The following is a 12,603-nucleotide window of genomic DNA, read 5'->3' as shown; positions in this document are numbered from 1 at the left end:
ATGCCAATTAAAAATTATATAATAATAAGGCCTTTTTTTTAATAATTTTAAAAGAGGAGTATCAGATAATATAAACTATGCGCGTTAAGCTTCAAAACTTATTTAGCATAAAGTTATTTTCAATTAAGGTTGAGTCTATAGAAGCCCGCCACACATTTGTATCCCATCCTGTAACCACGCCACAGTTGCCGTTATTCCACTCGTCATGCGCAGCGCCTTTAGAATTTGTCCAGTTAACGTAGTTGCCGCTAACTGTGTTATCCCCGCAAGCCAAAGGGTTTTGATTCCATACATACAAACCAACATTTGTAAATGATTGCCTTTTGCTATAAATTTTATTATTTGTAATTTGAATATGCTTACCACCGGAAATAGCCATACCATACTGACCGGGATTTACCAATACATTATTTGTAGCAATAATATACTCCCCGCCGTTATCGCCAAGCATTATTCCGCCGCCGGTTATACTAGGCCCCCCTCCTTTTATTAAATTACCGCTTATCAATATTGGGTCTGAGGGTGTACCACTGGATTTGTACATACTTATAGCATCTTCAGCGAAGCTCCGGCCAATAATATTTTCGCATTTATTATTTAGAACCCGGTTTCCCGCCCCGCTTACCTCGTCAAATTGAACCATCTGTCCGCGAGGAAACGGTCCGTTAACATTAAGAACAGTATTATTGATTATTTTGATACCCTGTGATTCTAACGCGTAAACACCTGTTGACACATTTGTTATATAGCAATTTTCTATAGTAACATTGCGGCACTTATACAAAAAAATAGCTACATCGGTAGAATTACTTAAAGTGCATTTTTTTATAGTGATGTTACTACAATTACTAAATTTTAAGCATGGCTGCTTTATATTTTGTATAGATATATTTGAAATAGTTGTATCATGTAAATTTTCAAATTCCAAGCCCTTATCCTCGGCTATTAATGGTCTGGTAATAAAATAACACGCTACAAAGATCAGCGCGCCAAACGCCAATAATTTCTTTTTCCCTTTTATCATTGATTTATTTTTCGGTAGGAATTTTATTTTTTAAAATAGCGCCGGGATTTTTTGCAAATCCATAACTATTATGTGATGCAACTATTAGTTGGAATTCAAAACTAATATTATGAATTTATAAAATCATCAGTAAAGTATTGATATTTTAGATAAAATTGCATTTTATTTAGTATAATTGCTCACAAATGATGCCTCTGCCGTGGTACGAGTTGAATGTGGCAAACTTTTAAGTTACTCTTAAATATCTTATTGATAAAATTAAAGATGGAGTATTGAAAAGAAATTATTGCTCTCCGGTTTATAGTCAAGTTTAAAAATGCGTAAAGCAAAATATATTAATACGTTAGGATTTAAAGTTTTTTCAGATGATTTAGATTTAATTAATGTAAAAAATACCTCCCCCCAGGTAATCAATACCATTAGTCCTAATTCATATGGCTTATCGACTTGCGATGCAGAGTTTTATCAATCTTTAAAAAAAAGTGATTATCTGGTTTTAGATGGTGTATATTTCGCACTGGCATCTATTTTATTACAAGGAAAAAATATTAAAAAAAACCAGGGCCCCGAGGTTTTTGAGCATTTTATAGAACGGGCTAATATTAACGGTTATAAAGTTTTCTTTTTAGGATCAAGCCCTGAAACTCTTGAAAAAATAGAAGAAAAAGCTCATCGCTTATATCCTAACATTAAAATAAGAAGTTACGCGCCGCCATTTAAATCAGATTTTAGTGAAGAAGATAACAATAAAATGGTGGATGTTATAAATGAGTACGAACCAGATATATTATTTATTGGGATGACTTGCCCTAAACAAGAAAAATGGTCTGTAAAGCATAAATACCGTTTAAAAAGTGGGTTAATAATTAGCATTGGTAACGTATTTGATTGGTTTGCCGGAACACAAAAGGCAATTCATTCGTTATGGTACAAATTAAGACTGGCTTGGTTGATTAGAATTTTTTTGAGGCCGGAAATTTTTAAAAGAAATATAGGTAACCAGATGAAATTTTTTTCGGACGTAATTTTATTATTTTTTAAATTAAAGAAGTTTAATAATGCTTAAAGTCGCGTTGATTGGAGCCGGAAAAATGGGAATTTCCCATTTATCTATTCTTGGGGCTCACCCAAAAGTTAAAGTTGTTGGCGTTTGCGACACTTCGAAGCTTGTTGTTGACGTTTTGGAAAAATATTCTCCCTTTTCGTGCTTTGCTAACTACAAGACAATGCTGTCTGCTACCAAGCCCGATGCCGTTTTTGTAGCTGCGCCCACTAAGTACCATGCTGAAATTGTTAAAGAACTTTTGCAGCAAAATATACATGTGTTTGTTGAAAAGCCATTTTGCCTTACCCCCGAAGAAGGTGCTCCACTGGTTGAATTAGCAGAAAAGAACAATCTTGTTAACCAGGTTGGTTATCATAATAAGTTTGGCGGTACATGGCAAGAGGTAAAACGTTTACTGGAACAAGGTGCTATTGGTGATATATTGCATTTTAAAGGTGAATCTTACGGCCCGGTAGTTGTAAAGAAACAATCGTACACCTGGCGCTCTGATCCGGGTGAGGGTGGCGGATGCCTTATGGAATACGCATCTCACGTTATAGATCTGATTAATTACATAGTTGGCCCCATAACGCAGGTTAATAGCAGTATTTTAAAGTCAATCTTTTCAAGAAAAGTTGAAGACGCTGTTTATGCATTAGTAAAGCTTCAAAATAGCGTTACAGGCACCATATCTGTTAATTGGAGCGATGAGACTTATCGGGTAATGTCAACTTCTATAACTATAGAGGGAACTAAGGGAAAAATAGTTTCAGACATAAATGAATTGAAGGTTTATTTAAAAGACAAAACAACTCCCGAAGGATATACAACAGGATGGAATATTAAATACGTTACAGATTTAACCGAGAAAATAGACTTTTATTTGCGCGGCGAAGAATATTCTGCTCAAATAGATTACTTTATAAACGCAGTTATTGCAAATAAACCTAACATTATCAATACTTTTGAAAGTGCCTGGCTTACTGATAGAGCAATTGATTTGATAAGAATAAATGCAAAATAATCTTTAGAAATGGATAGAATACTTTTTGGTGATAACCAGTTTTTTGCGATAAATCACATCTCTGAAGAAAAATCAAGGTCACTTTCAATCAAGTTTAAGGATGATGATGCAGTTATACAGACATTGGATACTGCCAGAGAAGCAGGGATAAATACTTTTATGTGCACAACCCATGAAAGAATTGGGAATATTTGTGATCATGTGAGGAAATATCCTGAAAAATACAAAGATTTTGAAATCTATCCCTGTATGCCTTATGCCCATAAATATGCTAATGCTGTTACTGAGTTGGGGTATTGGGAAACTATTAAACAATACGTTCCGGGAAACTTTTTGAGTGTGGTGGCCAAGGGAGGAATTGCTTATTTGTCAAAAGATTTTGTTTCAATAGTTCAGCTACTGATTGATGCTGAAATGAAAATGTTTAAGGGCATCAAAACTCCTGTTATATGGCTGCAAAATATTGTAACAGACTTACTGCTGGGGCTTGGTATGAAAGAAATGTTTATTGCATTTCATGATCATATTAGAAAAAAATACAATGCAGAAGTTGGTTTTATAACCATGAATATGCCTAAATTGGTTGAGATGCTGGATTCGTGCAACATACACGATGCTATAATATGCACATCAATAAATAAAATTGGCTTTAGAATGCCCGGTGGCAGAAAACTTTACGAAGACACGCTAAAAGGCAGAAAATTAAGAATTGTTGCAATGCAGGTACTTGCTGCCGGCGCTATTTCGCCAGACGAGGCCATAGAGTACGTTTGTAGCCTTCCAAACATAGAATCAATTTTGTTTGGCGCATCATCAAAAGTGCATATTTTTGATACTGTTGCTAAAATTCAACATTACGATTCTATTTATCAAAACCGCGGCTAAACAGACGTACCCTACATTTTACCGGTTAACCAGTGTCACAACGTCTTTTTTGCATTGTGTAAAAAAGCCATCCACTTAGTCATTGTATCAGGATCGTAGTGGTCAGTAAGATTTCCATAAACATCCAAATCCGGGTGAAGCATTATTTCAACACTCAAAGCACCATTCTGTCCTTCTGAGGTGAGAAAGTGATCTACATCCTCGAACAAATCAGAATAATTGCATCCGTTTTTCTTAATAGAATTGTTAAGCCATTTTCTATAAAGGAATTTTAGATAATTACCTTCATTATAAGTTTGGGCCAGCCGCAATTTTAAATGGTATTTTTTTGCTGCCTTAATAAACAAATTGTAAAAACACGGTAAAGTGTGTATGTGATAGTGAGAATCAAGATGACTTATGTTTAAACCCGCGGAAAGCGCCGTTTCTATTTGTTTATAAATTTCTAATTCAAAAGCATCTTTAGCTTGGGCATCAAGTATCAGAAATTTTTTATTAATTGCTTCCGAATTCCAGTTTCCTTCTTCATTAAGAAACTTTATTGGCTTAAACGCTGTTAAGGGTTTAAACTCCACTAAATCAATGTGTACGCCAATATTAATTACACACGCGTTGCTGTTTATCAACTTAACGGTTTCATCAAAAATAGCGCTATTGGTCATTATTGATGCGCTGGTAATATACCCTTTTTGGAAACATTGGATAATGGCAGAGTTGACAGAACCTTTCAAACCAAAGTCGTCGGCATTAGCGATAATTGTATAGTTCTTAATATTGTCCAATGTTTATTTTTTTTTAAAATATTTGCTAAAAAAAGTACCTTTGTTTTAAAATAATCAACAAAATTAATATATTTACTGCCAATAACTCAAAATAACGAAAATTTGTAGGGACTATTTACATATCGTTACTTTGGTTGTATATCTTCTTCTAAATAACAAAGATGCTTGAGTAACCCAAACTGTTTTCAAAAAAAATATATGCGCTTTAAAATTTTTCTACTTACAATTGGTGTTGCGCTTCTAATCGGTTCGTGCACTCCTTACAAAAACGTTCCCTACTATCAAGATTTGAAGCAGGACAGCATAGTCACGGAACAGATAATTAATTACTCACCTATTGTACTTCAGGCCGGAGATATGATAGCGCTAAACGTTGTTAGTTTGAGCCGTGAAGCTGATGCTGTTTTCAACTACAACTTGGTTCGTCCAAATTCAACCGGTGCTAATGCGGCAACTACCGGAGAAATAACTTCTACAGCGCAAAATGCTGTTGTCGGTTACTTAGTAGATAAAGATGGAAACATTTCTTTGCCTACATTAGGGCCGCTTAAAATTGGGGGGCTAACGCTTTCTCAGGCAAAATCAGCTCTGGAAAATAAATTGTCTGCCGCACTGTTATCACCTAATGTAGAGGTTAGATTGATGAACTTCAAGGTTTCGGTTTTAGGAGATGTGCAAAATCCAGGATTATTTAATATTGCGACTGAAAAAATAAATGTAAATGAGGTACTGGCATTAGCCGGCGATTTAAATACCACAGGTGTTAGGAACAGTATTTTCCTAATTAGAGAAACTGAAGGAAAACGCGAATATGTTCCAATAGATTTAACATCCAAAAAAATATTCTCGTCGCAATACTACTATTTAAAGAACAATGATGTTATCTATGTTAAGCCAAATCGCGACCGAGTTTTGGCTACAGACTCTTATGCACAGAGGCTATCCTTATTGTTCTCAGCGCTTACTATTGTTGCAGTATTCCTGTCACGTTAATAATATTGATAATATAAATATATGAGCAAACAAAAAACTCAAACCTTAGCAGCGTTTACATTACCTGGCAGTGGCACTGAAGGTCAGACTTCGGGTATGAACTTGCTTATAAAAAAATACATCTACCATTGGCCATTATTTGTACTGTGTACGATAATAACATTAGTAGGTGCATATTTTTATTTAAAAACAACTGTTTCCGTTTATCCAATACTTGCTACGCTTGAATTTAAATCACCTACCGCATCATCAGCTTCGTTAACTGTAAACCAAAATTCAACGGAACAACAACTAGATCCTATAGATAAACCTATAATTGTTGAGAATGAGATTGAGGTGATGCAATCTAAAAAGATCATTTATCAAGTAGTAGATGAGTTGCAACTGTGGACAAGCTACATCCAAAAGAAGGGCCTTAAAAATGTTGATCTTTACAAACAAAGCCCGGTTACTTTTAAATTTGTGCAGCAGGAAGGAATAACATCGCCCACGGGAGAAAAATTAATTATTCATATAAAGTCTCCAAAAAATTTTGCTTACGAAGATGCCCACGGTAAACAAACTATTTATAATTTTTCTTCAATAATAAAAACTGGCATAGGTACATGGCAGCTAATCCCAACAAGTAAAGTCAGTAGTTTTTTGGATTCTACCATTACCATCAGAATACAGGATCCTGATCAGGTAACAGACGGTCTACAAGCAACAATAAAGGTTGCTTTAGAAAATAAAGATGCTCCTTTTGTTAACTTGACAACTTCAGACGAAGTTCCGCAACGAGGTAAGGATGTTTTAAACTCTCTAATGAACCTCTACGTTCAGTATGCAATGGAAAGTAAAAGTAAGCTATCCCAACGCACACTAAAATTTATAGGATTTAGGCTTGACTCTTTACGAAAAGAGCTTAACGCGATTGAAACTGACATTCAAATTTACCGAAGTGCTCACAATATAACAGATATTAGAGAGCAGGCGCAAGATTTCCGAGACCTGGGTCAAACCAATATTAAAAACATGAATGAGGTTGATATTGAGTTAGGGGTACTTAATAATCTTGAAAGATATGCTAATTCATCAGAAAGCGAGGGAGAATTGCCGGCAATAAGTAATACTGTAAAAGATCAAGCTTTAAATGATATTTATAGTAAGTTAACTGAGTTGCAAATGCGTCGCGAATTCTTAGTAACTACCGTTACAAAAGATAACCCAATATTGAGTACGGTTAATCAGCAAATATCTTCACTTAAAAAACAATTTAAAGGTGCCATTCAAAGCACTAAAGCATCTCTTTTAGCTGAAAGAAATAAATTACAGCAAATAGAAAATGGCCTTAAAGTTTCTTTAAAATCCGTTCCTGCTCAGGATAAAGAATACAGTTCATTAAAAAGATACCAGGAAAGTAAAGAAAATATTTACAAGTTCTTATTGGAAAAATATGAACAAGTTAATTTACGCTATTCGTCATCAGTTTCTGACTCTGAAGTTGTTGATGACGCGCACGCCGGACGAGTGAAGTGGCCCATTCCGATCGCAGTGTATGCTATAGCTTTAATAGTTGGCCTTGCAATAGCTGCGGGCATACTTTATTTGCGTGAAAGTATGAATGATCTGATAATTAGTCGCAGGCAGATTGAAGATGAAACAGAAGTACCTATTTTGGGCGAGTTAGCTTATCAGGTTAGCAACCAGCAGATAGTAGTATCTGAAGGTAGAAGTAAATTTGCAATTGGCGAGCAGTTTAGGGTGTTGCGTACCAACCTGTACCACTTGCATAGCAACAATGGTAGTGGTCGTGTTACACTATTTACATCAAGTGTGAGTGGAGAGGGTAAAAGTTTCGTGAGCTCCAACTTGGCAGTAACACTAGCCTACGCATCAAGAAAAACCATTATAATGGAGATGGACTTACGCAAACCGAAAATCTCGGTCGCATTTGGTCTACCATCTGCACATACAGGTATTAGCAACTACCTTAACAACGAAACTTCAGATGTCAAATCGCTTATACAGCCATCGGGCATACCGGGGCTTGATGTATTAGGTTGTGGCTCAATATTACCAAATCCTTCCGAATTGCTGGAGAACGAAAAATTGGATGAACTTATCAATAAGCTTAAGGCGATGTATGATGACATTATTATAGACTCCCCGCCTATACACTTGGTTACCGATGCACTAATTATTGCCCGTGTAGCAGATGCATCGTTATATGTTGTACGGCAAGGTTACACACATAAATATGAGTTGGAATTTGTTAATGAAATTAACGAAGCACAACGTTTCCCTAAATTCACAATTGTATTCAATGGTGTAAAAAGCGGTCTATCTAGCTATGGTGGTTATGGTCAAGGTTATGGCTATGGATACGGCTATGGCTACGGCGGTTACAATGGTTATAACTCTTATGCTACAAAAGAAAAAGTAACTTTTGGTAAAATAATAAAAGGACTTGTAAGCAGATTTTAATTTGTAACACTGTATTCCTAATAATATCAATGAGTAGGAATACTTAGTTTAACTGAGATACAACATTATCTGTGATTAAGGTGCGTTTAACATTACATACATCCTAATAAACGGCGAGCAACAACCACAGATAGTTATCGATGAAAGAAACGATTAATAATAGGAAACATATTGTTAAAAATACCTTAATGCTGTACTTCAGGCAAGTACTAGTATTAATTGTAAGTCTTTTTACTGTACGAATTGTATTAAACGTACTTGGAGTTAAGGATTATGGCATTTATACGGTAATTGGTGGGCTGGTATCACTATTTACATTTCTTAGTGGGTCAATGGCCTCAGCAACACAACGCTTTTTTTCGTTTGCTATGGGCCAAAATGACTTGGAGAAAATAAAAAAAACATTTACCGTAAATTTTATCATTTATATATCAATTGCACTCTTAGCATTGATTTTAATGGAGACCGCAGGGCTCTGGTTTGTAACTAATCATTTAAAGATACCTCCTGATAGATTTGACACAGCGATTTGGGTTTATCATTTTTCAATATTCACTTTTGTGATAGGTATTATTTCGTCACCTTTCACATCCATGATTATTGCCCACGAAGACATGCACATATACGCATATATGTCAATCTTAGAAACTATTATCAAATTAATTATAGTAGGATTACTGGTTTATTTGAACTTTGAAAAGCTAAAGTTGTATAGTGTCTTGCTTTGTATTTTGTCCTTATTAAATGTTTTTGGTTATATTTTCATATGCCTTCATAAATATCAAGAGTGTCAATTTAGAAAATTTTACTGGGATAAAAGCATTTTTCGGGAAGTATTAGGATTTACTGGGTGGACACTTTTTGGTCAAATGTCGAATGTTGCACGCAATGAGGCCAGCACTATATTGGTTAATCAGTTTTTTAATCCGGTAGTAGTAGCAGCCAGAGGTATAGCAGTCAATATAAACTCGCAAATAATTTTATTTTCAAATAATTTTAATACAGGGCTTTATCCTCCGCTTATTAAATCTTATGCAGCAGGCGACAAACAGGAAATGTTTTTTCTGTTATTTAATGGATCGAAAATAACCTTTTTTTTAATGTGGATTGTTGCGCTGCCATTTTATCTTGAGATGGATACTATACTAAAGCTATGGTTAAAAAATCTACCGGAGTATTCAGTATTGTTTACTCGCTTGGCATTGATAGAGTCTTTAATCCTGGCGGTTAGTTTGCCGTTGAGCACGGCGGCCAGGGCGCCGGGTAAAATGAGGTTGTATGAACTAACTCTTGGTGCACTCCAAATGATGATATTTATTGTTTCATGGATTGTTTTTAAAAAAGGAGGGAGTGCTTATTCTGTTTTCACGGTAGCTATATTAGTGAATTTGATAATGTTTGTAGCTCGTTTATTCCTGGTGCGCCGCTTAGTTGGTTTACCTGTACGCTCCTTTTCTAGAAAAGTAATATTACCTGTTTTGTTAGTTGCGATTGTGTCCGGTACTCTTTCATATATAATTAAATGGGTGTTGCCCACAGGTTTATTGTTCTCTGCGATCAATATTTTCTTATGTATAATATTTGCTTGCGCAAGCATGTATTTTATAGGCCTAGATGAAACCTCACGTATAAAGGTCACAGGACTATTTAAGCAAAGAATTTTAAAAACATTAAATTAAAAGCTTTAACGATGAGTTTTATAAGCATAATTAAGGGTAAAATTTTAAGTATAGTCACGAGTGTATCGTTAATGCTAAAGGCTTTCAAAAAAATCTATCGTCATGGCGGTTATACTATAGTTAATATTTCTAGTATACAATATGGACAAGTTTTAAAAGGCCGAAAAATTGTAGTAACAGGAGGCGGAGCAGGAATAGGATTTAATATTGCAAAAAGATGCTTGGAAGAGGGAGCTTCTGTTGTTATAACTGGTAGAAGCGAAAACAAGTTGAGAGAGGCATGCAAGCAATTGAACTCCGGATTACTACAGCCTCTAGTTTGGGATATTTCCGAAGTGTCTGAGATCCACAAAGGTCTTGAAAAGGCAACTTTTTTATTGGGTGGCGATATAGATATTTTAATTAACAACGCAGGGGTGTTAGACACTACTCCATTCCCATATATTACAGAGCAAATATGGGATAAAATATATGCGACAAATTCAAAGGGTTTATTTTTTTTAACACAGACGCTGTGTGAAAAATGGATGATCTGCAGAAATAATAGCTTAAAAAAAATTATTAATATTTCTTCGCAAGGTGGTTTTGTTGGAGCAACTTACCCATATAGGATGACTAAATGGGATGTCGCTGGATTGACACAAGGCCTCGGCATCAAATTAGCACAACATGGTATTATAGTAAATGGGATAGCGCCAGGTATAATTGCTACAGATATGCAACCCGGATTTCTACATCAAAAGGAGAATGTATTTATTACCGAAAATCCGTTACAAAGAATTGGGTTACCAGAAGAGATAGCAGAACTCGCAATTTTTCTTATGAGTGATTCCGCCAATTTTATTGTTGGACAAACAATAGTGTGTGATGGTGGATATTCTATAAAATAAAGATAGTGTTGATAATGGCGGCAAAATAATTTCATTGAATAATTAGATCGTATTAATTAAAACATATACTATGGCAAACCAATATTCAGACGAAAAACATATTCAGATTTTAATTGCCTTATTAAAATCGCATGGAGTGAAAAAAGTGGTTGCGTCGCCCGGTGCAACGAATGTTACATTGGTAACAAGCATGAGGAGGGATTCCTGGTTTGAGATGTACTCTGCGGTTGATGAACGGTCGGCAGCATATATTGCATGCGGCTTATCAGCGGAGTCTGGCGAACCGGTTATAATAAGCTGTACTGGAGCGACAGCATCGAGAAATTATTTACCTGGATTAACTGAAGCATTTTATAGGAAACTTCCTGTTTTAGCAATTACGTCAACACAAATTCTTGCAAAAGTTGGGCATCACGTAGCGCAGGTAATAGATAGAAGTTCCATGCAAAAAGACGTCGTTAAATTAAGTTTATCGTTGCCCCTAATTAAAGATGACGATGATTTATGGGAATGCGAAATAAAAGCAAATAGGGCTATTTTGGAATTAACCCGCCATGGCGGCGGGCCCGTTCACATTAATTTGCCAACAACATATAATCAATCTTTTAGTGTAACAGAACTTCCGGCAGTAAGAAAAATTGAGAGAGTTACTATCGTAAAGAAATTTCCTGCATTGAATGGAAGGGTTGCTGTTTTTATAGGTTCTCATAGCAATTTCACAAAAGAAGATGAGAGCGCATTGGATGCCTTTTGTGCTACAAATAACGCAGTTGTCTTTTGTGATCATACCAGCGGCTATAAAGGAAAGTATAGAGTTTTATTTACTTTACCAGGCTGTCAATTATATTTTGATGGATCTCTTTCGCCGGATATAGTTATCAGTATTGGTGAAATTACAGGCGATTACTACAATTTGTGTGCAAGAGGTGGGGAAATTTGGCGAGTTAGTGAAGATGGAGAACTTCGTGATACTTATAGAAAATTAAAATACGTTTTTGAAATGCCCGAAAAGTTATTTTTTGAGCAATATGCAAAAGAAGGTAATACATCAAAAGATACGTATTTACAAACCTGTAAAACCAAGCTGGATGAACTATATCAAAAACTACCGGAACTCCCTTATTCAAACATATGGCTGGCCTCTAAAACAGCTCATCGGATACCGGATAATTCTACTATACATTTCGGCATTTTAAACAGTCTGCGCTCATGGAATTTTTTCGAGTTACCTAAATCGGTTGAATCTGCATCTAACGTAGGAGGCTTTGGAATAGATGGCGGTCTTTCAAGTTTACTAGGAGCTTCTTTAGCTAATAAACAAAAACTTTACTTCTGCGTACTTGGTGACCTGGCTTTCTTTTATGATATGAATGCCTTAGGAAACAGACACGTAGGAAATAATCTCCGTATAATGTTGGTTAATAACGGTAAAGGCACAGAATTTCGTCAATATAAACATCATGCTGCTAACCTTGGCGATGAAGCGGATGAATTTGTAGCGGCTGCCGGCCACTTTGGCAATAAGTCGAGGCAACTGGTAAAACATTATGCAGAAGATCTTGGCTTTGACTATTTATGCGCCGGCAACGAGGAGGAATTTGAAGCAGTGGTAGATAAGTTTTTAGTAAGTGGCGTTACCCTTAGACCCATATTATTGGAGGTTTTCACTAATAGTGAAGAAGAAGCAGAGGCATTAAAGATTATGATGAATTTAGAAGAACAAGGGGTAAAAGGGAAAACAAAAGAAGCTTTAAAACAATTTGTTGGTGACAATAATTTAAAGGGCATTAAAAAACTTTTTGGACGATAGATATA

At 35.6% G+C, this 12,603-nt stretch carries 10 protein-coding genes; 8 read left to right on the top strand and 2 right to left on the bottom strand.

Annotation, left to right across the window (positions count from 1 at the left end):
• Positions 1–91: 91 nt before the first annotated feature.
• Positions 92–1,024: a right-handed parallel beta-helix repeat-containing protein gene (locus ACFQZS_RS11735; RefSeq protein ID WP_377100409.1), complete on the bottom strand. Its 933-nt coding sequence runs from the start codon at positions 1,022–1,024 to the stop codon at positions 92–94.
• Positions 1,025–1,340: 316 nt separating this feature from the next.
• On the opposite strand from ACFQZS_RS11735, the gene ACFQZS_RS11730 reads away from it, so the two are divergent.
• From ACFQZS_RS11730 to ACFQZS_RS11720, 3 genes are read left to right on the top strand one after another with little or no spacing between them, the layout of a single operon-like run.
• The gene (locus ACFQZS_RS11730; protein ID WP_377100407.1) at positions 1,341–2,090 is read left to right on the top strand and encodes a WecB/TagA/CpsF family glycosyltransferase; all 750 of its coding nucleotides are present in this window, start codon (positions 1,341–1,343) and stop codon (positions 2,088–2,090) included.
• Positions 2,083–3,093, top strand: coding sequence for a Gfo/Idh/MocA family protein (locus ACFQZS_RS11725; protein ID WP_377100405.1), 1,011 nt, complete (start codon positions 2,083–2,085; stop codon positions 3,091–3,093). The genes ACFQZS_RS11730 and ACFQZS_RS11725 overlap by 8 nt, the downstream gene beginning before the upstream one ends.
• Positions 3,094–3,102: 9 nt before the next feature.
• Entirely contained in the window at positions 3,103–3,978 is an 876-nt protein-coding gene (locus ACFQZS_RS11720; RefSeq protein ID WP_377100403.1) for a hypothetical protein, read from the top strand.
• Between the two features lie 35 nt (positions 3,979–4,013).
• On the opposite strand, the gene ACFQZS_RS11715 is transcribed toward ACFQZS_RS11720, so the two are convergent.
• The gene (locus ACFQZS_RS11715) at positions 4,014–4,760 is read right to left on the bottom strand and encodes a ChbG/HpnK family deacetylase (RefSeq protein ID WP_377100401.1); all 747 of its coding nucleotides are present in this window, start codon (positions 4,758–4,760) and stop codon (positions 4,014–4,016) included.
• A gap of 165 nt (positions 4,761–4,925) precedes the next feature.
• Between ACFQZS_RS11715 and ACFQZS_RS11710 the strand changes: the two genes are divergently transcribed.
• The 5 genes from ACFQZS_RS11710 to ACFQZS_RS11690 all read left to right on the top strand — a co-directional run bounded on the left by ACFQZS_RS11710 (position 4,926) and on the right by ACFQZS_RS11690 (position 12,598).
• Positions 4,926–5,753, top strand: a complete 828-nt coding sequence (locus ACFQZS_RS11710; RefSeq protein WP_377100399.1) for a polysaccharide biosynthesis/export family protein — start codon at positions 4,926–4,928, stop codon at positions 5,751–5,753.
• Positions 5,754–5,774: 21 nt separating this feature from the next.
• Positions 5,775–8,219, top strand: coding sequence for a GumC family protein (locus ACFQZS_RS11705; protein WP_377100397.1), 2,445 nt, complete (start codon positions 5,775–5,777; stop codon positions 8,217–8,219).
• Between the two features lie 140 nt (positions 8,220–8,359).
• A complete protein-coding gene (locus tag ACFQZS_RS11700) occupies positions 8,360–9,898 on the top strand; it encodes a lipopolysaccharide biosynthesis protein (protein ID WP_377100395.1) in 1,539 nt (512 codons plus the stop codon).
• A gap of 11 nt (positions 9,899–9,909) precedes the next feature.
• Positions 9,910–10,788: an SDR family NAD(P)-dependent oxidoreductase gene (locus ACFQZS_RS11695; RefSeq protein ID WP_377100393.1), complete on the top strand. Its 879-nt coding sequence runs from the start codon at positions 9,910–9,912 to the stop codon at positions 10,786–10,788.
• A 70-nt stretch (positions 10,789–10,858) separates the two neighbouring features.
• The gene (locus ACFQZS_RS11690) at positions 10,859–12,598 is read left to right on the top strand and encodes a thiamine pyrophosphate-binding protein (RefSeq protein WP_377100391.1); all 1,740 of its coding nucleotides are present in this window, start codon (positions 10,859–10,861) and stop codon (positions 12,596–12,598) included.
• The last annotated feature ends 5 nt before the right edge of the window (positions 12,599–12,603 follow it).

Origin of the sequence: Mucilaginibacter calamicampi (assembly GCF_042676765.1) — a bacterium.
Lineage (GTDB): Bacteria > Bacteroidota > Bacteroidia > Sphingobacteriales > Sphingobacteriaceae > Mucilaginibacter > Mucilaginibacter calamicampi.
Note: the sequence above shows the minus strand (reverse complement) of the source record. Positions and strands in the feature narration are given on the sequence as shown.